Raw genomic sequence first — 26,312 nt, forward strand, 5'->3', positions numbered from 1 at the left:
GACTATGGATATTAAAGACTTTTTCAGCGGTATGTTTTCCAATAAACCGAAAAACGTACTACAAACGCCATACGGCAATTTTAATCTGACCAAGGGGAAAGACATCAAGCGGGTGCAGAAAATGGTCATCGACCTGCAACGCACCACCGATGCACTCACCCGGAAGGACATCAAGAACTGGCGCGATGCCTGGCAGTATGCCATCAATGTGGACAGCCCCAGCCGCCAGCGCCTGTACGACATCTACCGGGACGCGGAAATAGACCTTCACCTCTCCGGGTGTGTGGAGCAGCGCAGAGGTTTTGTCATGGCACGTTCGTTCAAAATCGTGGATATGAAAGGGGATGAGAACGAGGAAGCGGTTCATTTCTTTGACCAGTCCTGGTTCAAGCAGCTCATGCGCTATGCCCTTGATTCAATCTACTGGGGGCACTCGCTCATCGAATTGGGCGACCTTTGCACTGACGGCGACGGCTGCATCTGTTATTCGGATGTGAAGCTTATTCCGCGCAAGCATGTCATTCCTGAGTACGGACGTGTCATAACCGACCTCGGACAGGACTGGACTACCGGTATAGATTACCGCCAGCCTCCTTTTTCCGACTGGCTCATTGAGGCCGGCAGACCTGACGACCTCGGGCTGTATCTCAAGGCTGCTTCACAGACTATTCCAAAAAAGAACATGCTGGCCTTTTGGGACACCTTCGGGGAAATATTCGGGATGCCCATGCGTATAGCACGTACCACTTCGCGCGATCAGAAAGAGATTGACCGTCTCGACAAGATGCTGCGTGAAGCCGGAACCGCCCTCTCCATGGTGGCAGGAATGGAAACCGAAATCGAATTTGTGGAAAGCGGCAAGGGAGATGCATTCAATGTCTATGACAAGCGCATCGATCGGGCCAACTCCGAACTGTCAAAGCTTATCATCGGGCAGACGATGACCATTGAAGACGGCTCCAGCCTGTCACAGTCTGAAACGCACCTTGAAGTGTTCCAGAACCTTGTGGAAAGCGACTGTGATATGCTTCGGGATATAGTGAACAACCAACTCATTCCGCGCATGGTGCGCCACGGGTTCCCTGTCAAAGGGCTGCGCTTTGATTGGGACTACTCCATTGACTACACACCCGAACAGCAGAAAGCCTACGAAGAAATGGTACTCCAGCACTACAAGGTAAAGCCACAGTACTTTGAGGAAAAATACGGCATTCCGTGTGAGGAAAAGGAGCCAAAGGAAGAGCCGGACCCGACAGATCCGAAAAAGAAAAAAGACGGCAAACCGGCTGAAACGCTGTCCCGTTTTTTCGACTGAGCCCCGATGATTATTCGGGGCTGCACCAGCGATATTCCCGGTTGTTGGAAAACAGAAAAACCATCCTGCAGGCGGGAAAAACGGAGGACATCGAAAAAATGGCCAAGGAATGGGCTTCAATAATCAAGAACAAAGAAGCCAGAAAAGATGCGGAAGATGCAGCCCGTATTATCTTGGAACATGGCATCAAGCTTCCCAGACTGCTTAAAAAGAAAGGAGGAAAAACTTCCGGGGCAGAATACCGGGCACCCATGTTCGAGGGTGATGATGGTATTCTGTATTTCAACGAACTCCGTGAACGAGACTACAAATCGTACAAGGAAAAGAAAATGCAGTACCGCTCAGGTGCACAGGATAACACATTCCTTCATGAACTGGGTCACCACATCGATGCGCTGCTGGAGCCCAAAGCTTACAACATGGTAGAGCACCAGTGGAACATGGAAAAGGTGAACAGGGAACTTATCGAAAAGGAACTGTCCAGATATGCCCTGGAGAACCGGGCCGAGTTTGAAGCCGAGCTGATCAGCGCAACACTCAGGGGGAAAACATTCTCCAAAGAACTGCTGTCATATTCCAATCTGCATAATCCGGAACAGAATGAAGGAATAGCAAAAGCCTTGCTGCAGTATGCATCCGGGAAAGATATATGCACACCGGTTGACCTGGTACGTGAAAAGTTCGACCGCATGATGAAGGTACTGTTCCGGCAGGAAGGGGCAAGCCTTGAAATAGGTATTCTGGCATCCGAAGAAGCGCAGGATTTTATAGAGACTCACTCTTCCGTCCTGAACGGATCATTCCGGCAGGTGGAAATGTCCGAGGCTATGCGCAAACGGCTGGAGCGCTCCAACTATGTATTCTCCGGGCTGAAGACCTTTCATGAACTGAATGAAGCCTTTCCCTCCTTATTGGATGAGAATGGCAATAGAAAGACGTTCGAACGCTTTTTGAATGATGTCCGGAAGATCGACGAAACATACAATTCAAACTATCTACGGGCTGAATTCAACTTTGTACAGGCTTCGGCTGAAATGGCGGCCAAATGGGAACGGTTCATGCAGGACGGTGACCGCTATTATCTGCAGTACCGCACGGCCGGGGATGCAAAGGTACGTCCCACCCATGCGGAGATGGCCGGCATTACACTCCCGGCTTCAGATCCGTTCTGGGCAGAATTCTATCCGCCTAACGGATGGGGCTGCCGCTGTTCCGTAGTCCAGGTACGCAAATCCAAGTATCCGGTTACGGATCATGAAGAGGCTATGGCAAGAGGGGAGTCAGCTTTGGAACTTGACAAGAAAGGTATGTTCCGGTTCAATGCAGGCATGGAGCAAAAGACGATGCCCGACTATAACCCATACACCATCAAGCGGTGTAAGGATTGCGATATAGCGAAAGGAAAACTGAAGCTGGCAAAGAATCCTATTCCTGACAATGAACTCTGCGAGGCATGCCAGTTCATCCGTTCTATTCAAAACAGGAATGGGGCTGCGGACAGAATTCAATCGTACTCCGAAAACGAATGGGAAAGAACCTATATTTCTCCGGATGATAACGGATTTGTAGTAACCCAATGGGAACGAATCCATGAATCAGAACCCAGCAAAGCGGAACGCCTGAAATTCAACAAAGAAATGCGTATGTGCAAAATTATTGCAGACAATGGTCATGACGTGGAATATCTTCAAGGAGTCAACAGACCGGAAGGGCAGACATACGACATTACCATAGACGGAATAAAAGCTGATTTGAAATGTATTGAAGGCGGTGCTGGCAACATTGTAAAATATGCCAAAAAAGCACTTACAAAACAAGGAGGTGAAGCCGTGATTTTTGAAATACCATCGCATGACATTCAGTTTTATAAAGCTATTACAGAAGCAAGAAGAAAATGTGAAGGACATATATTCTTCTACATAGCGGACGAAAAAGTGCTTAAAGAGGTACAAAAAAGAGGCCAGTAAAAACTGACCTCGGGGCGGTACACGGTCTTGCGACCCTGTCCCTTCGTATTTCTACGCACTGCAAATATACAAAACAATTTTCAAAAACAACTCGTTATGAACAAAATTATCGAATTTCTCAAACAAAGCAACCGCTATAAGCACCTTATTGGCGGTCTTCTTGTAGGATTTGCCGCCCTCAATCCGTGGACGGCTCTGTATGCATCCATTATCGCTGCCTCCTGTCTGGAGCTCAAAGACAAACTGAAAGGCGGACTTTGGGACTGGATAGACTGGTCTCTTACCGTCATCGGCGGCATATTGTCTGCCCTATTTTGGTGGATAGTGTAATGCTTTAGCTCATTTTGCCTGTTAAATCAGTAACTTTGTACCCGGTGGAGCTTCCCGATAGTCCGTGTGGTCTATCGCGGGTACAACAATGCGAACGCGAATGGCGGTGTGTCGAATGCGAATGCGAATAACGATGCTTCGAATACGAATGCGAATATCGGCTCGCGTCTGGAAATCTAATTAATCGGCGTACAGCACCGGGGACGTGTCCCCGAAGCGGTGCCGAGGGAAGCAAGCCACAGCAACAGCACCCATTAGGGTGGAAAGCTGAAAAATCACGCGTCGGGTGGAGTTTGGTAGGCTGTTATCAGTTCGAAGAAGTCAGACCCGGGGAAAGGAAGGCCCTTATCTTCTGTTTTTACTAACCAACAGCAGAACCGTATGCGCAGGGAAGGATACATCATAGAGGAAATCATCGAATACTCCAATATGTCGGAGGCATTCGATGCCGTACTGCGCGGAACGGATCGTAAGGAATCAATCCAAGGGAAAAAGCTACTTGCACATAGGGAGGAAGTTATATCCAAACTTACTGCTGCCATTGAAAACGGTTCGTTTCAACTTGGTGGATACCATGAGACGGAAATCAAAGAGTATGGCAAAAGTCGCATCCTGCAGATTTTATCCATGTATGACCGCATCGCAGTATATGCCGTAATGAACGTGGTGGATCGTCACCTGCAGAAACGCTATATCCGGACTACCGGGGCCAGCATTAAACGACGTGGCACTCATGATCTGATGAACTGCATACGTACCGATTTGCAAAAAGACCCGGAAAGCACGATGTATGCCTACAAATTTGACATCCGCAGGTTCTACGACAATGTGCGGCAGGATTTTGTGATGTGGTGCTTCCGCAGGATATTCAAGGACAAAAGGCTGTTGGTGCTGCTGGAGCGGTTCGTGACACTGCTGCCGGAAGGTATCAGCTTCGGACTGCGCAGTTCACAGGGAGCAGGCAACCTGCTTCTGTCTGTATTTTTAGATCACTATCTGAAGGATAAGTACGGGGTCCGTTATTACTATCGCTATTGCGATGACGGACTGGTACTCGGTAAAACGAAAGCGGAATTGTGGAAGATTCGTGATGCTATTCACGGGCAAATGGAGAAAATAGACTTGGAAATCAAGCCGAATGAACGGGTGTTTCCTGTAGAAGAAGGCATTGATTTCCTTGGCTATGTTATCCGTCCTGACTATGTGAGATTGCGGAAACGTATCAAGCAGAAGTTTGCCCGGAAGATGCACGAGGTAAAATCGAGAAAAAGACGGCGGGAACTGATTGCCAGTTTCTACGGCATGACGAAACACGCCGACTGTAATAAGTTGTTTAAAAAATTAACAGGCAAAGAAATGAGAAGTTTTAAAGACTTGAATGTCGCTTACAAGCCGGAGGACGGCAAGAAGCGATTTCCCGGAGTGGTGGTAAGTATCCGGGAACTGGTAAACTTACCGATTGTAGTGAAGGACTTCGAGACCGGTATCAAGACCGAGCAGGGAGAAGACCGCTGTATTGTGACCATCGAAGTGAACGGCGAGGCAAAGAAATTCTTCACCAACAGCGAGGAAATGAAGAATATTCTCGCACAAGTGAAAGAAATGCCGGATGGTTTTCCGTTTGAAACGACCATCAAGACAGAGACCTTCGGCAAAGGTAGAACCAAATACGTGTTTACATGAGAAGAGTTGAAGGAAGTGCCGGTGTGTCGCTGATGGAATGCACGAACCCGGTTAAAGACAAATGGCGCATCCGCTGGGATGTGCAGGAGAAAGAGGACGGCTCTGCCTCCTACATGGAAGAAGAGTTCAGCCATAAGCCCACTGATGAAGAAATCCGCACATTGGTTATGTCCTGGTATAACAGCCAGACTGATGCAGCTATCCTGTCCGGATTCGTGTATAAGGATGCCCCTGTATGGCTTTCTACGGAGAATCAGTATAACTATAAGGCAGCATACGACTTGGCTGTTCAGACGGGCGGAGAGACCCTTCCAGTTACATTCAAATTCGGTTCGGATGAACAGCCCGAATACCAAACCTTTGATAATTTGGATGAATTGAAGGACTTCTATACGAAAGCGGTAAGGTATATCCAGAAGGCTCTGGCTGAAGGCTGGAAGAAGAAGGATAAGTTCAATTTGGAATTATACCAGGTTGAATGATTGACAATCCCTTCGGGGGAGGGATAAAAAAAGCCACCGGCCTGTTAAAAATCATCTCACCTACTTTTAACTTAAACGCATCCAGTGCGCACGACCGGGGGCAATGCCCTCGCCGCGCACTGGATGCGTTTTTAAATCAAAAGTAAGTGAGATGTTGCAAATGTACGAATTTTAACTGGATATGAAAGTAATTGAGATACTAAAATTGAACAGGGAGCTTTTAAAAACATGCCATTACATGGGCATACGACCCGATGATGTGCAATATATAGAACTATATAATGAATATAACAAGTTGCATACCAATGGTGAAAAAGTGTCTTATATCGTAGCAACGCTTTCCCTACGATATGGCATCAGTGAACGAAAGGTATATGACCTGATCAGGCGTTTTAAAACCGACTGCAATTTGTGTGCAGTGTAATCAGGACTTCCTCCCACTAAAGGCAAACTTCCCTACCCTACCTTTGTATCGCAATAAATAACATTCATATCATGAACAAGTATTATCAAATCTTAGGCAAGGTGCTTTCGTCCGGAAAGATGCAAAGCAATAAAAAAGGGAATATCCGCTACCTACTGAATGAACAGCTGACGCTGCTCCCTGCCGACCTTCTTGATATATTCGAGGGGCATACCATAGCGCGGAAGAAGTTAAAAAACGAGTTACAACTGTTTATGAGAGGGGAGCGCAACGTGGAAAAATACAGGGAAGTCGGCATCAACTGGTGGGACTACTGCGGCTCAATCCTTGTGAACAGCTACCCAACTTATTTTGAAAAACTGCCGCCACTCATCGAACGCATAAACAGGGAAAAAAGGAACAGCAAGAACTATATATTGTTTCTCGGATCTACTGGAACGGAAAGTAACCAGGCTCCATGCCTTAGTCTTGTTCAGTTCCAGATAGAGCAAGGAGAACTGGTCATGACCGCCTATCAGCGAAGCAGTGATGCGAATTTAGGACTGCCGGCAGATATTTATCATTTGTACCTAATATCAAGGCAGATTGAGTTGCCGCTAAAATCCATCACCCTGAATCTGGGGAACGTGCATATTTACGAAAACAACATCGACAAAACAGAACAACTGCTTTCCGGCAATGAAAATGTAAAATTTGAATTGAACGTATGAGAAAGATGTATCTGTCAGCCCCTCTCCCATTTGTCGGGCAAAAGCGCATGTTCGCCAAGGAATTCATGAAAGTGTTGGAGCAATATCCGGATGGGACATTGTTTGTTGACTTGTTCGGTGGCTCCGGACTGTTATCGCACATTACCAAATCCCTCAAGCCCCACTCTACTGTTATCTATAATGACTTCGATAACTACCGCTTCCGCATGAAGCATATTCCGCAGACAAATCAGCTGCTTGCTGACATTCGCGAAATGGTAGGAAATTCCGTACCACGTCATAAAATCATTAAAGGAGAACTGCGTGAACGAATATTCAGCCGCATCGAGCAGGAAGAGAATACCACCGGATATGTGGATTTCATTACCCTCTCCTCCTCTCTTCTGTTTTCCATGAAATACAAACTGTCTGTTCAGGATATGCGGAAGGAAGCTTTATACAACAACATACGTAAGACCGGATACCCGGAATGTACGGACTATCTTGAAGGGCTGGAAATCGTATCCTGCGATTACAAGGAAGTGTTCAACCGGTATAAAGATATTCCTGGGGTAGTATTTCTTGTTGATCCGCCCTATCTGTCCACTGACGTAGGAACCTATAACATGTACTGGAATATGGCCGACTACCTGGATGTACTGAATGTACTGAAGGGGCATTCATACGTATATTTCACTTCCAACAAATCTTCAATTCTGGAGTTGTGCGAATGGATAGGTAAAAATAAGGATTTAGGTAATCCTTTTGAAAACTGTACAAAGGTAGAATTCAATGCTCACATGAATTACAACTCTTCTTACACAGATATGATGCTTTATAAGAATGAGGCTGCCTGACGACGTTTACTTTGCCTGTATTGAACAGAAAAGCCGCAGACGGTAATTTATACGTCCACGGCTTTTTCTGTTTAATACAGGCGGTCATTACAGCCGCTTGATGGCCACACACTGATACACCTCGATACTTTCCACAATATCCTCATGGTTGTGATTGGTGTCACTCTCCACCAGATCCAGCTCCAGAAAGGTTTCCCCGCTCAGTCCGGCAAGCCTTGCATGAATCAGTCCTGGCAGGTCAAACACCTTCAGCGCATCTTCCTGCAGCTCGCTGCCCTCAGCACTCGAACCTTCCCAGTCCGTCACGATGTGCAGCTTGATCAAAGGTTCTGCCCGGTACTCCACACCGGGAACAATCGCGTTCCACTGTATAGGGCAGAATTCCACAAAGACAGCCGGACGCTCCCAGTTCTCTTCCTGCTCGATGAACTCCACATTGTGGTTCCACAAGTCTATGTGCTTGATAAGGTCAATGGCCTTCAGTTCGCTGCAAAGCAGCCGATAAAGTTCTTTTCTCATTTTCTTATGATATTATATTCAATGGTGAAATACTCTGTTAGGTTCTCTTCTACAATCTCACGGACGGCTTTTTCCACTTCAGGCGATGTGCCGAGGAAACGGCGGCGGGGTATCTTGATGGTGCTTCCTTCTTTCTTTAAAGCCATGAACATCCAAAAATCGGCTTCTGTATCAAGCCGGGCATTTCGTTTGTCTTTCCGCAGTTTTCCGTCCTTCCTTCTCCCGAACGACCCGGTAGCCTCATAATACTTATGCCAGAAGAAACGCTTCATTCGCCCTGTCACCACTATTTCACCACCATCATTATGAATGGCCGCATAGGGCAGAGAAGTAAAGAAGGTAATGCTGTTTTCCGTCGTCCGGCTCCCAATACTTTTCCGAAGCGCCCCGGTATCTGTCAGTATGGCTCTGCCTTCATCCCGGATGGGACTTTTCCGCCGCTGCCATTTCTCACTGAAAAAAGCTTGCCGCTCAAAGTTCTTGTCAAACTCATCGCTCATTTCCACCTGAATGTCTTTCAGTATCCGGGCCACTACTTTTTTAACGTCTTCGTTCATTCCCAGTCAAAGTTAAATTTCAATTGTACCGTATCGTCCGGCAAATCATTTTTAGGGTCTGCGGACGCCTTAAGCATATTGTAGAATGTACGCTCACTAATAGCATACACAGGATATATGTACCGCCGCCATATTTCACGGTTCGGTACGCCGTGACTGGCATAATGGTCATATATCCTGTTTACTTCTACTACACGCTTCTGATAACTAACTCCGTGCCGCTTTCCCATATAGGTTTAATCGTTCATAGACGGTTTTACTTTAGGTTTATAGGGACGGATGTCAAGCGTCATTTTTGCACTTACCGTTACCCGACCACTTCCTTCACACTGGGGGCAAACACCATAGGTCGGAAAAGTGGAATAATCACCTGTTTTTATGCGGCCTGTGCCGTGACATACACGGCACAAGGCTACTTTAGAGGGCTTTTCTATATTCTGTATCATATCAATTCATATTAAGATTCTGTCATTCCCAGTGGAATAGGTTTCCACATTCCGTTTTCGTTCTTAATCTCAGCACGGATGAACTGTTTGCTCACTTCCGGCTGGTAGGCTTCCTCAATGATGCGTACACCTTCAATGAAACGGTCATCTCCGGTTTCCATGGCCACTTTGCGAAGCTGCACGATGCGCGAAGCCTTCAGCGTACCCTTGGCATCACGGGCCAACAGACGAAGCACCATGCTCACCAGTGCCTTGGTCTTTTCATCTTTGGCCAAGCCTTCGATATATTCCTTCACAATGGCTATACCGTCTTCCACCGTGTCACGGTAACCGTCGGTCACATACACACCCAGCGTGATTCGTTTGTCGCCTTCACTGTTAGTAAAGGTATGGCTGCGCTGGTCATCCTTCACCTTGGTCTTGAAAAGGTCTGCCTTCATTTCCAGAATGGTTTTGAAGTTGTCCATCACAGTCTGCTTGCTTGCCTTGATCTGCTCACTGATGCCCAGCAGTACCGGAATGGAGTTGGCTATCTCCTCATCCACCATCTGTTTGTACATTTCGCGGTCATTCTTGGCTTTTTCCTCTGCCGCTTTCTTTGCTTTTTCTCTCTGGAAGGCTTCAAATTCCGCCTTTTCCTCTGCCGTCATTACCACGGTCGTTTGTTTCATTTCTTCCATGATTCTTGTTTTTTGGGGTTATTGGTTTTCATAATCCTGCATTTCAGGTTCGTCTTCCATCAGCATAGCCTCTCCGTTGGCGTATGCCCAATCAGCCAGTTCGCTATAAAACTCGGCTGCATCCTGCTTCTCCATATCAGAGGCAAGCAGGTTGATTTCCTTTTTCAGATTCTCTAAAATCTTTGTGTTTCTATTTTCCATATCCTATCAGTTTGCCGGAGCATCAGGGTCAATCTGAATGAGTGACACCATGCTCATGGGGTTAATCGTTTGCTTTTCTTTCTTTGGCTTCAAGCCGCCTTTCCGTTGTATGGACCGAAGCTTTACCGCCAGTTCATCCAGTTCGTCCACCGTAATCTGTCTGAACGCCTTGCCGACTATTCGGGGATTACTGCAGAAGTCATTGATTCGTGCCCAGTCAGATGTATCTATACCCAGCTTCTGCATCAGGTTCAGACAGAGACTCCGTTTCCGCCGCAGCTCCTCACGCAGCTTCTGCCGCCATTCGTCTTGTCCGCTCAGTTTCTCCAGAGCAGTACAACAGGCTTCATACTCCTTGGCCGTCATTTCCTTCAGACTGTCCGTCCGGTTCCACGTGTACTGCAGCACAATGCTTTTCTTGAATTCTTCCCGGTCTCCTGTACAGGGCAGCTTGTTGAACAATGCATAGAACCGGGCGAAATTGGTTACTTCCTGTGCCATATCATGATGATTTTATGTTATTCAAACAATACTTTAATGCCACACGAACTGGCCACATCAAGCTCCAGTTTAGCACCTTTGCTCAGTTCCCAGTCCTTCAGCATATAGATATACTCACAATCCAGCAACAAGCGTATATCCGCCCGCATGTGCTCTCTCCAGTGCGCTTCATCCGGAAGTCCGTTTTTAAATGGATTCACCGGATTGAACCCCATAGCACGCAATCTGTTTTCAGCATCGAGGAATGCACCTTTGCGCTCATCGATATTGTAGTGGGCTATTGCCCCACTGATGTAAACTTTGTCTTTTTCCATATCACTTCTTTTTGATGTTGACTTTACAACTTGGATTCCATATCAGCACATTACGTGCAAACAAGACATCACCCGTTTCTATTACGACATGACCGGGCGTTTTCGCTCTTCTCACTTTCAGGTCACTTTGGATATTTCTCTCCAGCCAGTCATCCAACACTGCCCTGCTGGAACTTCCGTCCAGCAGAATCTGGAACACTTCTGTTCCGGTGTAGCTTTCAAAAGCCTTTTCGTTATTATCCATAATCACTTTGGTAAATTATTACTTGTTTGAATGATTCCGTCCTCCCATACCACATAATAGCTTCCCGGGTCTCCAATGGAGCGGCCTTGACAATAAGCTTTATAACCGACCACCCGAATCTTCATATCACTGATGTACCTTAGCCGCAACGCACCGCCACCCATCGGCTGGCTCTTCTTTTCCTGGCTGATCCAGATGAAACATTTCTTCGGAAAGGTTTCCATCAATTCCACAGCCTGCGGATAGTCCCATCCGGCCACCTGGAAGGAATCGATGATGATGAACTTCGGGCTTTTCGGCTTTTTCAGTCGGGCAATCACTTCCTCCAGACTACCTTCTGTCACCACGCGAAACTTGCCCTGCACCTCATTCATCTTCAAATAACCCATACGCCGTTGGAAACTTTGGTTGATTTTCTCTTCGTAACTCATGTACAGCACCGTCCCATAGTTACACAGTTCCTTTCCAAGCTGCATTACAAAGCTGCTCTTCCCGCTGGCACTGGCACCACTGATGAACCACGAAGCATTCTCTGCCGGGAATCCGAAAGGCTTGCTCCATTTCTCATCCCATGGCAGAGTAACCCATTTCTTGGCGGCTATTTCCTTCGGACTGTACGCACGCTTCATTATTCTGCAGTCATTTTAAGTTTTTCAATCTCAGTATAGACTCTTCTCAAACCACCGCGTGTCTTCCGTACAATCTGGGCTATATCAGCACCTGCCGGGGCATTTACCTTGGCCACAATACGTGCCTGGTTGTTCAAGAACTGTTCGCGCTCCTTGCCATCATCTGGTGTCACCTTGCTGTACCGGTCACCATAACGGCTCAACATTTCGGTATAGCCCACCTTCTTACATTCTATGGAGCGGTTGATTTTCTCTTTCAATCCGTCTGCCCCCATCATGTACCAGGCGCAGCAGCGTTCAGTGGCATTCCACAAGGCCTTCAGTTCAAGGAAAGCTTCATACTGCAGGTCGCCTGCTTCATCGAGGATGATAAGCGGGGTTTCCATAGAACGGAGGTAATATACCAGGTCTTCATACACATCAGAATACTTTCCCTTACTGTCCACCCCAAACTCTGCAGCAATCTTGCGTACCAGCTTCAATTTGGTCTTTACCTGCGAGCAGTCGATATAAACGGCATTCTTGTGGCTCTGCACATAATAACGTGCCGTGAAAGTCTTGCCGATATTGGGCATGTCGCACAAGATACCCGACAGGCTGGACTGCTGTGAAAACTCCAGCTGGGCTGTGATATATTCAAAGGTCGGGGTCTTGGCTGCTTTCCATTCCATTTCACCACGGAGGTTCACCCCTAATTTCCGGGCAATGCTTATCCAGTTGGCATCGCTCAGGGCTTTGTCTGTCTGTCCGTTCTTGATTGCACTGTACACAGACGTACTGATGCCCAAAGAGGCAGCATGCTTGGCATCACTGGGATAGTTCACACGGTTGGCGGCTATCGCTGCTAAAATCTTCTGTTTTTGCGCTTCTGTAATCATAATTCTAACGCTGTTTTAATGTTGTTCTAATTCTGTTCTTACATGTCACTGATGGCCCTCATTGCCTCGCTTATTCCGGAGTGCCATTCATAATCTGATTCCGGATCTGCCGACAAATCGGCTGGCAAATCATCGGATAGTTCCACCGGGGGAAGTTCCAGTTCCTCTTCCGGGTCATCCGTTGGCTGATCCGGTGTACCGGTTCCCACCTTTCCGATGGCGTGGTCATTGAGGTATTTGCTGAAATGACTCAGAACTTTGTTTTGCTCTGTATAGGCTGCCCGGTCTTCTTCGGTCTGTTCTGCCATCACCCGGTTGTAAGTCACTACCGGACGAACCTTGTCAAGGTAGCGGTCGTTCTGGAACAGGAAGACATCCGTAGGCTTACCCTCTTCATCCGGCAGGTAGTAGGCCGTCACCCTGCGGTTGTTTGGTTCCAGCTGCTCCAGCACTTCCGGACCGCTCAGCCACCAGTCTGCATTTGCCACACGTACTGTGGAATTTCTACGAATACTGGTATCTACCTTTTCTCCGATATATCTGCTCAAGGTCAGTTTATCAAGCGGTCGAAGGGTCGGATTGATTTTGGCTACGAGCACATCCCAACGGGTCATTCCGGGATATTTCTTTTGATTGGGGTGAAGCATATTGTTCCATTCTTCACAATCGCGACGGTCATCCGCCACAAGCTCTTCAAACGTATAATACTTTCGGTCTTCCCAGGTGTGGTTGCTGCTGTCGCTCACTTTCTTCTGATCCACCCGCCGTGCACCCTTACCATACCAGCGGCCAATGCCTTCATGGTTCTTATGTGCTATGGTTGTCTTGAACACACCGTTCAGAACTTCAGAATATTTCTCCTGTGAGTTCTGTGGAGCACAGAAATGCACAAACTTAAATACCTCACCTGCCTTCAGAAATCCTCCTTTATACTTGCTCATCAAGTGCTGCTCCACCTCAATACCGGCTGGAATACCCCATCCGTTGCGTTCGATGAGCCGGAACATATCACGGAAACAGTCCACTACCAAAGCATCATCCTTATCCCGCCCGTAGGCCAGCCCGATACGGCACTGGCTCACCACATCATAAGCATAATAGGCATGCACATACTCGCCGCCTTTCATCCGACGCGGTAAATCCACGTCATCCATCGTTATTTGTGACAGGGAGAACTCACCACCATGGCGGTGCATGTGCGGCATTTGCTCATGATAGAATTCCATACGTCCACGCAAGGCTTTCTCTATCAGTAGCTGGTTTGCCGGGTTGTTCAGAATGTTCCGGATAGTGCTTTCGCTCAGTTCTTTCGGTTCCCCGTTCTTATCCGTAAAGTTTTCCGGATTGAATATCTCTCCTGTTTCCAGATCCCATACTTCCAGCTCACCGCATACAAACGACAGATACATTTCATGCACATCGCTGCCGTATGGTTGGTTGGGAAGTACTTTCAAGCTCATCACCAGGCGTTCGTCCATGTGAGTTACCTTCCGTTTGTTTTGGTTGCCGAATTTTCCGGTTATCAGACATTCGTAACCGTACTGCTTGTATTCGTTCACTTTCTTGCGGAAACGCAGGGTACTGGCAGGAAGGTCATGACCAAAGTCTTCGCGTAAGGTCTCGATGGTAGTGGCCATCATGTCCCAGTTATATTTTTCACCCATCAGTTTGCGGTAATCGTTGCTTCTGTTATAAAGCTTGATACAAGTATTCAGAACTGAAGCATTCACCGCATATTTCCGGGCAAGCTCGTCTGTAGCTCTGTTACTGGAAGAATGGGCAGCCCAATCCAAGAAATAAGCTACTGCAGCCTGGTCCAACACATAGTTTGACAGGATCCAGTGGCGAAGTGCCTGCTCCGTTCCTCCGGGGTTGTCTTCCTTTACCCGCTCCAGGCACTCGGTAGGCAGACTATTGAGGGCGACCAACGCGCAATTTCCAGCAGCACCTCCACCACGGCGCACCACCTTGATACGGCCACGGTTCACCCAATTGTCATAACAGGACTTGGTGATATAGCCTTTATCTATGAGCTCGCGTGCAGAAATACACTGTATGTTACCGTAATACACCAACATAGCCACCTCCTATCTCAATGCAGATGCAAACGCTTTTATGTGGTCAATTTCCGAAACCATTACATGCTCATAAGTCTTCACAGTTTCTCCTTTGAATATTACCTGACCGCTACCATCCTTACGGTCAAGCTCTATCAGAGCACCATTGGGACAATATAGGCGGGATACTTTGTCATAGTCGTGAAAAACTTCCACCTCCGGAATAACAACCATCACAATACCGCCACGGTCCATGGCCAACTTACGGATCTTTGCAGAGAGTTCGGAGTTGCCACGACGGTCATCAAACCGGATAGCGTTATAAACAGTCTTCTCTGTCACGTTGAGCGCCTTTGCGATAAAGTCGCGGTCAGCTTTCGTAATGTGAATGTACCTCTTGTTCATATCTCACTTATTTTAATGATTAATATTGGAGGGAGTCCGGGGAATCGAACCCCGGCGCAAGAACCATGCACTCCCGTGTGTCTTTCCACACCGTCACCCGTCTCTTAACGCCTTCCGGGTCGTCACGCTGGGTTATCCTGAGTATCTTTATCTTCTTGTTTCTTCTGTTCGTGCCACCTTAGTGTCTGAAACGCATCATAGTTCATCACGAGTAAAGATGTATATGATTCATCTCGGAACCTTTCATTCTTGTTAGGTACTGCATCCTTGATTTCATCAAGAACATCACCAACCGCACTGAAGAGTTTTTCCAATGTTTCCGGTTTTACCTTTTTCAATAATGTCTCTTTCATAATCTTATACTTAAAATTCGCTAATCACACACCTTTTTTGTATATTTGGCGCGGTGTTCTTTTTTGAACACGCTGCAAATATATAGAATATTTTCGACACTAAAAAGTTTTATGTAGATAATTTACGATTTATGACGAATATTTCCGACAGGATTGCAATCCTAATTAAAGAAAAAGGTATCAGTACAAGGGCACTTGAACAAGCTATTGGGTGCTCAAATGGAGTAATTTCAAGATGCATTAGCAAAGGAACAGATATATCAAGTTTATGGGTGTCGAAAATTATCGAAATATATAATGATATAAACTCGACCTGGTTACTTACAGGGAAAGGTGATATTTACTATAATACATCATCTACAACAACACAAACAACCGAACTCTCCTCTCTCCTTGCCTTAATTCGCGAAAAAGAAGAAATCATCAGGGAACAAGATAGAGAAATCGGACGCTTAGAGGAACGAATCCGGCAAATGACAATCGAAAAGGAAAAACATGTATCGGATGCGTCCATTTCCGGTACTGCAAATGTCGGGTAGGCGGATTTACTGTTACCACACGCCGGTGATGGGAAACGAAGCGTACCCCCTATCATCCCCCATGATGTCCCCCTCCCAAGTAATCCCCCTCCCCTACCTTCATACACGGACATAAAAGCACTGATATTAGGGCATTTAAAAACTAAAACGTGAAAAATGATAGGTTTTTAGGGGGGGCTATTAAATAAAAAACAAGGGGTATTTTTAAAATTATAGTATTTTAGTACGTCTGTATCGCACACCGCAAAAACCCTATTTTGAATGTCCAGTTCTATAAAAGTGAATGTCCACTTTTAATGCCCACCTGAATGTCCAGCATCAAAAAAGACCGATTTAAAGCACAAAAAAGGGGAGGTATAACCACCTCCCCATACCGGATCATTCTAAAGCCGCTTTTATCGCGTTTTTAGCCGCTTATTATTCGTCTGATACATTTCCACTACGTCCGCAAGAAATGAGCGTAGATTGCTTTATTATAGCCTTTTTGGTGCATATAGTACCGTTCCCAGATAATCCTGCATGAAGCAGATAATTCTTCGTTGCGCCCACCTGTTCTGCCGTAAAAACCGTATAAACCGCCGAAATGCTGCTGAAATACCAATCTTTCCGCTTTGTTCCGTCTATTCCGTGCGTCAAATGCACATGTATTACCTTTGCCATAGCTAATAATATTTTGGCACAAATATACCAAATAACTATTATATGGAATAATTTAAGCAGCGTTATATCAAATAATCAGGCACAAAAAAAGCAGCCGCAGCTGCCATACACTCCCCCACCCGAATCAACCATGTAAGCCCTATGTAAACCCAATTAAACTTATCTGCAAATCTGTATGCCTAAAAAGCATCTAAATGTAGCTGCAAATTAAACGCACGTAAACGTTTCGTTTTGCAGAGCCATCCACTCATATCTTGCACAACCTTTTGTATATCAATAGGTTTGACGTCTTTTTCTCCCAACCCTCAATATACGTTTCGTTCTGTGCCCCATAAATGTCCGTTCATCATTAATAGAATAATTCAATAGGATTTGCCCCGTCCGGTTATTTTCTATTTTAATCCCCAACGTAGAAAAGAATTCGATGAAGTTGTACAGTTCACCCGGAACGGTATTGCCTTTACGACACTTATTATCCAATGTAACGATAATGTCGGCTTCAGAAGGAGATGCAACTACGTTAAAGAAATGATTGTTCAGCAAACTCTTCACAGTTCGTTCCACCGCCTCTATATCGCTCTGCGCACTTCTAACATAAGCTGAAGTCTGTGTCTGCACCGTGTTGATAGTCAACGTTGCTCCGGGAAGAGAAGAAAGCATTTGCTTGAATAAAGCTGCATAACTTCCCTTCCGGAACAAGCTGAACACATCATCAATTAATGAAATTCCAATTTCCTGCTGTGCCTGTTTAGAAGTAATATTGCGCACATAAAGAGCGGCAACTCCCGATTCGTTGGTGGGAGACATGGAAGACAAATCTCCCGCCCCGGAAACAAACTCGGCTTTCAACCGGATATTCCTTAACGGATTTCCATTACGGTAAACACCTATAGCAATAGGCTCCCTTATACCTTGAAACGGCGTGACTGAAACGGTTACCGGATTCAGAACAATCGTTATTCCATCAAATACTCCAGCCAAAGCCGCATATAGTTCAGTCGCCAGATTAATTGTCTTTCCTTCGTAAGAGCAGAACAATTCCTGATTAAGTACCGGGCGTATAGCCTCCATTCCATTCGAGAATAATTCAATGGCAGTCATTAAATCTCCCTGTTGTAAGGTAATGTGTCCCTTATACCAGAAATCGAAGCCGTTACGGATTGCCTTCTGACGACGTGCTGCCACCAAAGCCGCATAATCATCCTTATTCAGTTCATAATAAACCCAATACTCATTGTCACTTCGCCAGGAATCCACCAGACGAAAGTTCTCTATTTCCGCCCGGGCTTCTGTACGAATACTTTCTGCGAAGGTTTGTTTCACATTACCATCGTCCTCCAACGTATTCAACAAAGAATTGGCGGCAATCACCACTTGAATTTCAGATACAAGATCAGACAAAGCGTTTTGCTTTGCCTTTTGCTGATAATCTCCTTCCGATATTTCAGCCATTCCTATTCCGATGTAACTTAAACCACTAACAGGATGCTGTTTCACCCAGTCAGGACGGTTCGTTTGTTGACCGGAAAGCGGAAAGCAAAACCATGAAATCACAAGAATAAATAAAAGCCAATGTTTCATACGTCCTTGATTTATTGAATAGTCAAATAGATGGTACTTCCATCCACTCTATGTTCACTATCTATTCCGGAATCATTCAGATAATTAACCAGATTATCCGCAAACGTGATGCAATCCATCGGCAAGCCGTCGCTGTCCTTTGCAGGAATCTGTATCGAATCAAATATCAGACTATCGTCCACAACACCTTGAATATGGTAGCGTCCTCCCTGGGCATTTTTTCGTACCCAATTGCGTATATGCGCCGAAAGAGTAGTACTACCGTTTATCCGGCTATTCATCGTATTGATAGCATTATCTGCGAGACTAACCCGAAGAACAACCGTATTCCCCTGTTGAACTTTCCGGGCAAACTCTTTCGAGATATCTTTCAGAAAACCATCCAGAACATCTTGTGCCGCGTATGCGCATAACTTATCCACGTCCGTCGTCCTAAAGCGGTTCGTCCAGCTTTTCCGGCTAGCCAAATCTACTCCGGTAGCCGTTTCACGAGCAGTCATAATCAATGAGACTCTACTTCCCGAAGCTGCAGATATGTCTTTTTGTAAATCAACAATCACATAGACGTCCGCTCCCGAATTCATCAACAACTGCTTATCATTGGAATCAGCATTCTTACTTTCCCATTCGGAAGCGCGCAAAGTTCCTGACTGTTTTCCCTCGGCAGCCACCGTCTTCACGCCAAGCTTAACAAATCCCTCCTTTACCGTACTTACGGCTATACGAAGATCAAAATCATTTTTCAGAATATCGGCGTATGAGCTTCGGTCATTGCTTTTATAGGGGACTACCATGATTGTCGGCAAAGCCATTTGTTGCCGAGTTTCCTCCATCGACATTTCTTCCTGGGGTCTCGTCATCAATTTATTCCGTATCAAGTCTTTTTTAAGCGCACCTAATAAGATTTGAGCCGTTACTGTACCTTTGTATAGATTGGAAGATTGCCGTACCGGGTCTCCTACCGTTTCATAGTTCTTCACAAAGAGCATATAACGTGAACTGAAAAACTGATTCATATAGTAAGAATCTTCTTTCCCGACGAGCGGCTGTCCGTTTTCCACTCCGTCAATGCCGTTGAGGAATATAGCATTAAAGATCGACTTCAATGCCATATTATATACATCCTTCTTTTTTTCGGCTGTTCCGGAAGCGGTGATAACGGCTATGTTATCATCTGCCTTCACACAAGTTACGTCATTGGAATATGACTCCTGTGCCATGAAATGAATAGTGTATACAACTAGCAGGTTCAAAAGCAGTATTCGTAACTTCATCATAGTCCAAGTCCGCCTAAAAAGGTATTTTTTCGAGAAAGAATAATCAATTTCTTTTCTTCTTTCGATGCTTTCATTATCTCCTCACCGCCTTTGCTCACGGTACATAAAGAACGCGTTCCGCTCAATACTTCTTTCACATTCAAGCGTCCGACTTCTTTCAATGACAGTTCTCCGGCAATATCCATCTCTATGTAAACGATAAATTTCTGGCCTTTTTGTACCCCTCTCTTGGTTCCAAGATCGATATATACAGTTTGTGCTTTATCTTTTTTGGTACTCTCAATCTGTACAATCGTTCCTTTCATTTTGAAATACTCGTCAACAAAATCGTCCATGCTTATTACTACATAATCCAAAGTCTTAATGATAGCTTCATCAGGAGTATCGCCAATATTCCCGGTCAGCCCCTCGTGAGTGAATGTCTGGGTTCCTTTGAGTGTACCGTTAGAAGGGTCTACTATTTTCAACGTGTAAGAAACACTCCCCTGATAATAGGTCTTCCCTTTACTATCTGTTTTTTTAACTCCCTGCATACTGGTAATATTTCCCTGAATAAGATATTGGGCGCCTAACGTTGTCATGACCTCGCTTCTGCAAACGGCATCTCCCATAGCAGAAGCCTCTTGGCGTCTTTTCACTTCAGTCTTCAATGCTTCATTAGAATCAACATCAATAAGTTCTACACGATCCATCTTCTGGATACCTTCTATTACTTTATTACGCAATGCTTCCGCCAAAATATTACTGATAGTACCGGGACGCGAGAAATAATCAATATAGACTCTTTCTTTACCGTTTTCATCGGTTTGTGCATAGCCTAACATTGGAATTAGGCAAATAGAGAACAATAGTAAAATCTTCTTCATGTCTGTTTATTATTTATTATTAATGCTATGTTTGTTTTTTAGTGCAATATTTCGCTCTTTTAATACAATATAGAATGTTCTTTTTTCAATAATGATTTACTGTTATGAATGATTGTGTTTTCTCTGACTGCAAAGTTAAGCACACATTAAGGTGCATTGTATACACAATATTTACTACAACCATCCGTTAAACGAATAGTTATCTCCAAATATCAATGAGAAAAGGGAAAAGAGTGGTATGTTCAATAAAACGAGGTCGTTTTCCCATCTCCAAGCTATTTGCGCCATCGCATTTTCCACAGTTCTCTCGAATAAGTATAAAATAGCATTTGTTATATCCACTAAAATTGTTACATTTGTCCAATAATAAATTGCTTCCCAATAACAAGATACATGGAAACAGATTTAAAGAAGATAGTAGGACATCGGCTGCAAATGCTTCGTATGGAAAAGAATCTTACACAAGAACAAATGGGAGAAAAGTTGAACTTATCAACAAGTGCCTATTGTAAGATTGAATATGGTGAAACTGACCTCACGTTAACCAGGCTAAATAAAATAGCAGAAGTACTGAATATGTCTGCATTAGAACTATTTAATAAAATAGACGGGAATGTGTATGTCAATAATTCCGGTACTATCGGAACTAATATTGGAGTCGCTAAAGACTGTAGTAGCGTGCATATCGAAGCGGCAGATGATCTTCGTGAGCTAATAAAAGCAAACAGTCGGCTCCTTGACATGTTATATAAACGTATAGAGCTTTTAGAAAATAAAGTGCTCTTATAGTGATTATACGCCTAGAGAAATCCCTAAGACGATGTATCGCCTATCCTTCCGTCTTCCAGAATCAGGAGAGGAAAGGCATATCATTTTAGGAATGATACCAGAACAGGAATAGATATAGTTAACTATCAATAAAATACAAATAGAATATATGTCAATGCCAATACGATCAAAATATAATCCGACTTCATCTTTCCAGTTAACCTTAGCATATACACTTTTTGTTGTTTATAACCATCAGGAGAACTATAATTTGGCCTATTTATAGATAATCAGTTTAGGTTTATGGCAAGAGTTGTAGTGGTCATCAAGTATTGCCCCATTTGAGAAAATGATGTGCTCATCCTTGAATGTACCATATCCTTCGTGAGCGTGACCGAACAAATGATAATGTGGCTTTACCTCATAAACCTTGTTTCGAAGTAATGCATTTCCCCAGTGAATTCCTGCTGATTCATCAAGTATCATGATAGGAGGTTCATGAGTAATGAGCACATCAACATCATTTGGTATCAAAGTCTCAGGATGGTTATATGCCAAACCAAAGAACTTAATACCATCAATCTCACATTCACAATCTTGAAGGAAGTATACATTGTTAGGCAAATCTTCAATGCCTTCAGCCTCCCAAAGGCAAAGGTCATGATTACCAGTTATGAAGATTTTGTGAGAATAGGGTAATTCGATGAACCAGTTGAGAAAGTTAAGCACTTCTTCCTCTGTACCATTGTCCGTAAAATCGCCACAGTGTACAATGACATCAGCAGCTGGAAGATCGGTCAACTGCCGATGCTGATTATGTGTATCAGAAATTTGAAGTATTTTCATTTTATAGAAATATGAATGTCATGTATGTCAACATCACCTTCGTCGAATATAAAGTATGAAGAAATTCCACTAATGCTATCATATCGTGAGTTCTCATCTTTATGTATAGGTATGACTCCAATACGAGGATGAACAGTTTGACAGACTTCTTTTAATGTTTCAACATCAGCGTGTCCACTTGTGTGAACACCATCCATTGTTCCATCTAATATTCTATCGCCAAACAGATTACGGATATTTATAACATCGCTATTTGTGTAGTCTTTACCCTCTTTTGTATAGCCACCCCACATAGAATATATCAACCACGGTTTTTCATCATTATATATATCGAGCATTCCCTTAAGCAAATAGCCACTGCTCATTCGAATTGGCATTAAAAACCCTTCCTTCTGTAGCTTGTTTCTAACATTGACAGTTCTATAATTGATTAGCTTGAAAGCATTAAACTGGAATAAATCAGATTTGCATCCTGCATATTTCGTGAATACATTAAGAACCCTATTTTGATACTCATCAACTAAGAATATACGTCCAGTCTTTTTACACGCCGCATGGAATGTTGCAAGCCGGTCAAGGTCAGTTGACGAACACAAGGCAAAGACATACTTGTGTTCACGCAATGCCTTTATAATATTCTTCTGTATTTCGCTCTCTGAAATCACACATTCTTGACTTCTTCCTAACATTGTTCCTTCTGTTATAAGTATGTCAACTTCTCCCACATTCTTCTTCAAAGTAGGAAAAAGACCTTTGCCAATATAGCCATGTCTGCGAAAATCTCCTGTGTGCAATATCTTCTTTCCCTCACATTCTATTAAGAACATATATGCATCAAAAGCAGAATGACTAACAAAATACGGAGTAACGAAAATCTTCCCTTTCTTACTGACATCAATACGTTTTGCCGCACAATAGGTTTCCATACGCTCTATTGCTTCAATCTGTTTGGAGTAATCTCCGTGAACCCTCAAAGCGTCATATTTGCAGAGCATAACTTCTTTTGCTCCTACTCCTATATATTGAAGGACATTTGTTGGTATCAGATGGTGCAAACCAACATGATCACTATGATAATGTGTATAGAATACGGCATCAGCATTTCCTATGATTGATTTTACTTGTTCTTCTGTCAGTTCTTCTTTTTTGCAACCAGGAAGATTGCTACCGAAGTCTATAAGAATTTTACAATTCTCAGTCGATATTTCTGTAATACAACCACCTATCTGGTCAGCCCCACGATGAATAATAAGATTCATTCTGTTTCTAATTTTTCTGATGTAACGAGAGTACCCTCCTCGCGTATGTATGTGTATGCTTTCATTTCCGGCAAAAATAAATCACGAATAAATCTATATCTTTCGCAGATTGTTTTAGACAAATTACTGTCTTCTCCCACAATTACACACGGTATTATTCTTCCGGAAAGCTTTAATGGTATTTTATTTTTGTAACTGGAACCGATAAGTCCATAATCTATTTTTTGCTCGATCATTGCTTTTATTCGTTGGTACAACTTATCATCTTCTCTAGCTAATTTTTGAAACTGTAGATAGTAATATGAAGTTTGAATGGGCGACAATGCAGTCTTAGTAGGATCATTTTGTTTAAGTTCCATTATCAATATATCTCCATTAGTATTTAGACCAAGGAAGTCAAATTCACCATACTCAGGTTTTATTTCTTCAGGGAGTGTTCCATTGTACGTCTTTCTTAATTGTTCAATTTTCAATGTTTGTTGGTCTACGATTTCCTTATTCCATTCATCTTTTATGTCTTTTGTTTTAAAACCGATAACTAGTTCCTTGTCAAAAAGAATAAAATCATCAGAATCTTTAACTTCGAACGTATAACGACGTCCTATTAATGTCTGATAATATCCTTCATTGCGAACTTCTTTTGTATCTTCATAGTATCTTTTGAACTTTTCCGTGGAAGCGATTTTCGCTAAATATGTGTCAAACTGATCCGGTGTTGGATTTCTAAAAAAATCTGGTTGCATTAATTCTTTGTAAGCCTCGGCTACATCACATATTTCATTAACTTTACCCGAATGACTACGAAAGGTTAGTATACGTCCAGTACCTCTATATATAGAAAACCAAGAACGATTAGTTTTAGGATCATTTCCAGTCTGGAAATCTAAACAATTATGTGATTTAACATAACTGATGATCCAAGGAAACCGCTCGTTTATTTGGGTTAGCAACTTTTCATCCATTTTCCTATCGTAATAGGTTGTTTTTATTGTGTAATTATTAACCATTTTCAATTTCTTCATTTAGAGTTTATAACTATGTATTATTGATCTCTGCTAAGACTCTGCACGCCATTATTTTCCTATTTATATCTATTTATGGCAGCAAAAAGTCGTTTTCTAATTTCTTCACGCAGCCCTATTGGTTCCATAACTTCGATCTTTTCACCCATAGCAAGTAGCTGACTTGTTAGCTCTGGAGTTAAGCAAAGTTGGTATTCAAAGTCGCTGTACTCTTTGTGTTCTGTTTTTATCTCTTGTTGAGAGAAATGCAGTGGCAGAGAACGCATATACTCTACATGAACACCGAATACCCGAACAACTACTTTCTGTGGCTTCAATTTGCCATTGACAAATATGCCAACTGTATGAGCATAATATTCTTCTGCATCAAAATCATTGGGAAGTATAAATGAGTCATCTGTCAATTCCATTTCCAAAATACGATCAAGGGCAATATTCCTTATTCCCTCCTGCTCTTTGAGATAGCCGACTACATACCAACGCTGATGGTAAACCTTCATAGCGTATGGCTGCAAGTGAAATATTGACTGATGACCATTGAAAGGTTTATAATCAATCTTCAATTCCTTTTTTCGTTGCATTGCATCTATGACTGTTTGGAGATATTCAGTTCCTTCAGGAATTTCCTCAAACAAAATTCGATCTTTCATGTTGCGCCCTGCTTCTATCATGTTAGACACAGTGAAGGAGTTAAGCAACCACTGACGAGTCTTGTCATTTTTCAGTTGACTAGAAGAAGAAATATAATACTCATAGCTGGATGTATCACATTCGACCTCTACACCAAAAAGTTCTGCAATAGCTTCTCTATGCATGTGGAATGTACGTAATGCAAGCGGTCTACCATCACCGAGACAACTATCTTTCCATCGACAGCTTATCTCCTCAAAAGTTAATCTGCGATGCTGAAGCAGCGTGTTGAGCAACCAGATATAGCGGTTGAAGGTTTTACTTATCATTTTCTAAACTTCCGTGATTTTCAAAATATTATTACTATTTTCTATTATTCAATTGCTTAAACCCTTTTTGTATATCTCATCTAATTGTTTTTCCTACTTTAGATATCTTGATAGCATGTTTTATAGGGTAGAATTCATAATCTTATTTAGTACAAAGTTAACTTTTTTGTATGCAAAAATACTGCATACCACCTAAATATATTAATTTATAGCAATTTTTTTTATGTGTGCAATGTTTCTGCATACTTCACCATTATTTTTGCACACTCATTTTAACATTCTATTCGTCATGGCATACAAAAAAAATCCAAAGAAAAAAGATGCTCTCAGTATAAAGAGAGCTGTAGAATCTCTGTGTTTCCAAATTGATTGGGGTTTAAAACTACTTGGCGCAGAGAAAGGAGATCTATTTCATCAATTAGCAAAAGTAGAGGTTGATTTCATCTCAGAACTCAACCTCACCCAAGATATTCTTGCTATCAAGAGCCTCGTGGATGGAGTGAAACAAAATTTACAGATAGAGCCCACACCCGAAAGTGGAGACTTCACCCATAGTGTCGTTGCTCTCGCTCTTGGCATTGCCTCAATTAGCCACCTTAACAACATAAGTTTACCAGAATCATGGCGAGAGCAAATAGAGAAAAAACTACTTACAATCTACTATCCGGAAAAGCAGCGTAACAAAGTCGTAGATTGGGCAAAAGCGAACGGTTACAGCACCTCCAGCTACCTTGGCCGTCCAATCGTGAAATTCAAGCAATTGTACTTAATTATAGAAAGAACAAAATAAGTCCGTTTTTTTTGCTCTGATCATCGCATTTTTTACAAAATACGCTCATTCCATATTAAACATTCCATTCTACTACCGATAAATATCCATTCAGTTACAACAAATAAGAATTTCCATGATCGTCTTTACAGAATTTATATGCAAAAGAAAGGGGCTGTCTAACAAATCCCTAAAATTAGAAATCACCCCTGTTAGAGTTCAAACTCTGACAAGG

The 26,312-nt window shown here is 43.5% G+C and carries 31 protein-coding genes and 2 pseudogenes; 11 read left to right on the forward strand and 22 right to left on the reverse strand.

Translation table 11 applies throughout. From position 1 onward, the window contains the following. Nucleotides 1-4: 4 nt before the first annotated feature. From INE92_RS18340 to INE92_RS18375, 8 genes and pseudogenes are all read left to right on the forward strand, one after another. Entirely contained in the window at nucleotides 5-1,315 is a 1,311-nt protein-coding gene (locus INE92_RS18340) for a phage portal protein family protein (RefSeq protein ID WP_211421223.1), read from the forward strand. A gap of 689 nt (nucleotides 1,316-2,004) precedes the next feature. Then, a pseudogene (locus tag INE92_RS18345) lies at nucleotides 2,005-2,796 on the forward strand (phage head morphogenesis protein); the annotation flags it as partial. Nucleotides 2,797-3,378: 582 nt separating this feature from the next. Further along, nucleotides 3,379-3,612, forward strand: coding sequence for a hypothetical protein (locus tag INE92_RS18350; RefSeq protein ID WP_008782246.1), 234 nt, complete (start codon nucleotides 3,379-3,381; stop codon nucleotides 3,610-3,612). Nucleotides 3,613-3,993: 381 nt separating this feature from the next. Then, a complete protein-coding gene (locus INE92_RS18355; protein ID WP_211421224.1) occupies nucleotides 3,994-5,295 on the forward strand; it encodes a reverse transcriptase domain-containing protein in 1,302 nt (433 codons plus the stop codon). Further along, the gene (locus tag INE92_RS18360; protein ID WP_008782244.1) at nucleotides 5,292-5,777 is read left to right on the forward strand and encodes a hypothetical protein; all 486 of its coding nucleotides are present in this window, start codon (nucleotides 5,292-5,294) and stop codon (nucleotides 5,775-5,777) included. The genes INE92_RS18355 and INE92_RS18360 overlap by 4 nt, the downstream gene beginning before the upstream one ends. A 181-nt stretch (nucleotides 5,778-5,958) precedes the next feature. Then, nucleotides 5,959-6,201, forward strand: a complete 243-nt coding sequence (locus INE92_RS18365) for a hypothetical protein (protein WP_032951854.1) — start codon at nucleotides 5,959-5,961, stop codon at nucleotides 6,199-6,201. A gap of 71 nt (nucleotides 6,202-6,272) precedes the next feature. Beyond that, nucleotides 6,273-6,911 carry a thymidylate synthase gene (locus INE92_RS18370; RefSeq protein ID WP_008782242.1) on the forward strand — a complete coding sequence of 213 codons (639 nt, stop codon included), beginning with the start codon at nucleotides 6,273-6,275 and terminating at the stop codon, nucleotides 6,909-6,911. Continuing rightward, nucleotides 6,908-7,747, forward strand: coding sequence for a DNA adenine methylase (locus INE92_RS18375; protein WP_008782241.1), 840 nt, complete (start codon nucleotides 6,908-6,910; stop codon nucleotides 7,745-7,747). The genes INE92_RS18370 and INE92_RS18375 overlap by 4 nt, the downstream gene beginning before the upstream one ends. 87 nt (nucleotides 7,748-7,834) lie before the next feature. Here the strand turns inward: INE92_RS18375 and INE92_RS18380 are convergent, their stop codons facing one another. The 14 genes from INE92_RS18380 to INE92_RS18445 all read right to left on the reverse strand — a co-directional run bounded on the left by INE92_RS18380 (nucleotide 7,835) and on the right by INE92_RS18445 (nucleotide 15,531). Next, nucleotides 7,835-8,266: a hypothetical protein gene (locus INE92_RS18380; protein ID WP_008782240.1), complete on the reverse strand. Its 432-nt coding sequence runs from the start codon at nucleotides 8,264-8,266 to the stop codon at nucleotides 7,835-7,837. Beyond that, entirely contained in the window at nucleotides 8,263-8,823 is a 561-nt protein-coding gene (locus tag INE92_RS18385; protein ID WP_008782239.1) for a phage virion morphogenesis protein, read from the reverse strand. Before INE92_RS18385 ends, INE92_RS18380 begins: the two co-directional genes overlap by 4 nt. After that, a complete protein-coding gene (locus INE92_RS18390) occupies nucleotides 8,820-9,053 on the reverse strand; it encodes a hypothetical protein (protein ID WP_005798295.1) in 234 nt (77 codons plus the stop codon). Before INE92_RS18390 ends, INE92_RS18385 begins: the two co-directional genes overlap by 4 nt. A 6-nt stretch (nucleotides 9,054-9,059) precedes the next feature. Continuing rightward, the gene (locus tag INE92_RS18395; protein ID WP_008782238.1) at nucleotides 9,060-9,269 is read right to left on the reverse strand and encodes a molecular chaperone DnaJ; all 210 of its coding nucleotides are present in this window, start codon (nucleotides 9,267-9,269) and stop codon (nucleotides 9,060-9,062) included. Nucleotides 9,270-9,280: 11 nt separating this feature from the next. Then, the gene (locus tag INE92_RS18400; protein WP_005798301.1) at nucleotides 9,281-9,949 is read right to left on the reverse strand and encodes a DUF3164 family protein; all 669 of its coding nucleotides are present in this window, start codon (nucleotides 9,947-9,949) and stop codon (nucleotides 9,281-9,283) included. A gap of 18 nt (nucleotides 9,950-9,967) precedes the next feature. Further along, the gene (locus tag INE92_RS18405) at nucleotides 9,968-10,150 is read right to left on the reverse strand and encodes a hypothetical protein (RefSeq protein WP_005798303.1); all 183 of its coding nucleotides are present in this window, start codon (nucleotides 10,148-10,150) and stop codon (nucleotides 9,968-9,970) included. 6 nt (nucleotides 10,151-10,156) lie between these two features. Continuing rightward, nucleotides 10,157-10,651 (reverse strand): hypothetical protein, encoded by a 495-nt coding sequence (locus INE92_RS18410; RefSeq protein ID WP_008782237.1) that lies wholly within the window; start codon nucleotides 10,649-10,651, stop codon nucleotides 10,157-10,159. A 17-nt stretch (nucleotides 10,652-10,668) separates the two neighbouring features. Then, on the reverse strand, nucleotides 10,669-10,965 hold the full coding sequence (locus tag INE92_RS18415; RefSeq protein WP_005798306.1) for a DUF4406 domain-containing protein: 297 nt from the start codon (nucleotides 10,963-10,965) through the stop codon (nucleotides 10,669-10,671). Nucleotide 10,966: 1 nt separating this feature from the next. Beyond that, a complete protein-coding gene (locus INE92_RS18420; RefSeq protein ID WP_005798307.1) occupies nucleotides 10,967-11,209 on the reverse strand; it encodes a hypothetical protein in 243 nt (80 codons plus the stop codon). 2 nt (nucleotides 11,210-11,211) lie between these two features. Beyond that, nucleotides 11,212-11,838, reverse strand: a complete 627-nt coding sequence (locus INE92_RS18425) for a P-loop NTPase family protein (protein ID WP_008782236.1) — start codon at nucleotides 11,836-11,838, stop codon at nucleotides 11,212-11,214. Continuing rightward, on the reverse strand, nucleotides 11,838-12,716 hold the full coding sequence (locus INE92_RS18430) for an AAA family ATPase (protein WP_008782235.1): 879 nt from the start codon (nucleotides 12,714-12,716) through the stop codon (nucleotides 11,838-11,840). The genes INE92_RS18425 and INE92_RS18430 overlap by 1 nt, the downstream gene beginning before the upstream one ends. Before the next feature lie 38 nt (nucleotides 12,717-12,754). Continuing rightward, nucleotides 12,755-14,794 carry a hypothetical protein gene (locus tag INE92_RS18435; protein WP_211421225.1) on the reverse strand — a complete coding sequence of 680 codons (2,040 nt, stop codon included), beginning with the start codon at nucleotides 14,792-14,794 and terminating at the stop codon, nucleotides 12,755-12,757. A 9-nt stretch (nucleotides 14,795-14,803) separates the two neighbouring features. After that, complete coding sequence (locus INE92_RS18440) at nucleotides 14,804-15,178, reverse strand: hypothetical protein (RefSeq protein WP_008782233.1); 375 nt, start codon at nucleotides 15,176-15,178, stop codon at nucleotides 14,804-14,806. A 122-nt stretch (nucleotides 15,179-15,300) separates the two neighbouring features. Next, nucleotides 15,301-15,531 carry a hypothetical protein gene (locus INE92_RS18445; protein WP_211421226.1) on the reverse strand — a complete coding sequence of 77 codons (231 nt, stop codon included), beginning with the start codon at nucleotides 15,529-15,531 and terminating at the stop codon, nucleotides 15,301-15,303. Between the two features lie 131 nt (nucleotides 15,532-15,662). Here INE92_RS18445 and INE92_RS18450 point away from each other — a divergent pair, with 131 nt between their 5' ends. Next, a complete protein-coding gene (locus INE92_RS18450; protein WP_211421227.1) occupies nucleotides 15,663-16,070 on the forward strand; it encodes a hypothetical protein in 408 nt (135 codons plus the stop codon). 417 nt (nucleotides 16,071-16,487) lie between these two features. Here the strand turns inward: INE92_RS18450 and INE92_RS18455 are convergent, their stop codons facing one another. From INE92_RS18455 to INE92_RS18470, 4 genes and pseudogenes are all read right to left on the reverse strand, one after another. Then, the gene (locus INE92_RS18455) at nucleotides 16,488-16,730 is read right to left on the reverse strand and encodes a hypothetical protein (RefSeq protein ID WP_211421228.1); all 243 of its coding nucleotides are present in this window, start codon (nucleotides 16,728-16,730) and stop codon (nucleotides 16,488-16,490) included. 330 nt (nucleotides 16,731-17,060) lie between these two features. Further along, nucleotides 17,061-18,311: pseudogene (locus INE92_RS18460) on the reverse strand (LPP20 family lipoprotein); the annotation flags it as partial. Nucleotides 18,312-18,322: 11 nt separating this feature from the next. Next, nucleotides 18,323-19,588: a DUF6175 family protein gene (locus INE92_RS18465; RefSeq protein WP_008770530.1), complete on the reverse strand. Its 1,266-nt coding sequence runs from the start codon at nucleotides 19,586-19,588 to the stop codon at nucleotides 18,323-18,325. Next, entirely contained in the window at nucleotides 19,585-20,454 is an 870-nt protein-coding gene (locus INE92_RS18470; RefSeq protein WP_195436388.1) for a penicillin-binding protein activator LpoB, read from the reverse strand. The genes INE92_RS18465 and INE92_RS18470 overlap by 4 nt, the downstream gene beginning before the upstream one ends. 393 nt (nucleotides 20,455-20,847) lie before the next feature. Between INE92_RS18470 and INE92_RS18475 the strand changes: the two genes are divergently transcribed. Continuing rightward, on the forward strand, nucleotides 20,848-21,243 hold the full coding sequence (locus INE92_RS18475) for a helix-turn-helix domain-containing protein (RefSeq protein WP_004298505.1): 396 nt from the start codon (nucleotides 20,848-20,850) through the stop codon (nucleotides 21,241-21,243). A 255-nt stretch (nucleotides 21,244-21,498) separates the two neighbouring features. Here the strand turns inward: INE92_RS18475 and INE92_RS18480 are convergent, their stop codons facing one another. The 4 genes from INE92_RS18480 to INE92_RS18495 are packed head-to-tail and all read right to left on the reverse strand — an operon-like array spanning nucleotide 21,499 to nucleotide 25,308. Then, complete coding sequence (locus INE92_RS18480) at nucleotides 21,499-22,068, reverse strand: metallophosphatase domain-containing protein (RefSeq protein WP_004317049.1); 570 nt, start codon at nucleotides 22,066-22,068, stop codon at nucleotides 21,499-21,501. Next, nucleotides 22,065-23,327 carry an MBL fold metallo-hydrolase gene (locus tag INE92_RS18485; protein ID WP_004317047.1) on the reverse strand — a complete coding sequence of 421 codons (1,263 nt, stop codon included), beginning with the start codon at nucleotides 23,325-23,327 and terminating at the stop codon, nucleotides 22,065-22,067. Before INE92_RS18485 ends, INE92_RS18480 begins: the two co-directional genes overlap by 4 nt. Next, on the reverse strand, nucleotides 23,324-24,349 hold the full coding sequence (locus tag INE92_RS18490) for a hypothetical protein (protein WP_008016076.1): 1,026 nt from the start codon (nucleotides 24,347-24,349) through the stop codon (nucleotides 23,324-23,326). Before INE92_RS18490 ends, INE92_RS18485 begins: the two co-directional genes overlap by 4 nt. Before the next feature lie 59 nt (nucleotides 24,350-24,408). After that, nucleotides 24,409-25,308, reverse strand: a complete 900-nt coding sequence (locus tag INE92_RS18495; RefSeq protein WP_008770528.1) for a helix-turn-helix transcriptional regulator — start codon at nucleotides 25,306-25,308, stop codon at nucleotides 24,409-24,411. Nucleotides 25,309-25,597: 289 nt separating this feature from the next. Here INE92_RS18495 and INE92_RS18500 point away from each other — a divergent pair, with 289 nt between their 5' ends. Further along, nucleotides 25,598-26,098: a hypothetical protein gene (locus INE92_RS18500; protein ID WP_008997593.1), complete on the forward strand. Its 501-nt coding sequence runs from the start codon at nucleotides 25,598-25,600 to the stop codon at nucleotides 26,096-26,098. The last annotated feature ends 214 nt before the right edge of the window (nucleotides 26,099-26,312 follow it).

This window comes from Bacteroides xylanisolvens (assembly GCF_018289135.1).
In the GTDB taxonomy this organism is placed as follows: domain Bacteria; phylum Bacteroidota; class Bacteroidia; order Bacteroidales; family Bacteroidaceae; genus Bacteroides; species Bacteroides xylanisolvens.